This window comes from Paraburkholderia sp. SIMBA_027 (assembly GCF_046535315.1).
GTDB lineage: Bacteria > Pseudomonadota > Gammaproteobacteria > Burkholderiales > Burkholderiaceae > Paraburkholderia > Paraburkholderia tropica.
In genome coordinates this window covers 1-250 of record NZ_JAWRWY010001229.1, presented here as the reverse complement: position 1 = coordinate 250, position 250 = coordinate 1, and the positions used below count along the sequence as shown (strand labels likewise).

The window sequence follows — 250 nt, the reverse complement described above, 5'->3', positions numbered from 1 at the left end:
GCGCTGAAGGCGCCGATGCCCGACAGCACGCAGTTGTCGATCTTCGCGGCCGTGCTCGACGATGCGGGCGCGAGCGAAGCATTCGGGCTTTCGCCGGGTACGGGTACGCCCGCGGCCACGGCCGATACGGCGACCGCCCATTCGGCGAGCTGATTGCGTCACGCCGCGCAGGCGGCGATTCACGATTTGGGCGGCCCGGGCCGTACGAATGTCATGCGGCGGGAGCCACGGCTGGCCGGCTTTCGTCGAC

General features: G+C 70.4%; 1 pseudogene. It reads left to right on the top strand.

The window, feature by feature from the left end:
- Nucleotides 1-153, top strand: a pseudogene (locus SB764_RS43070) (TetR/AcrR family transcriptional regulator); the annotation flags it as partial.
- Nucleotides 154-250: the final 97 nt, after the last annotated feature.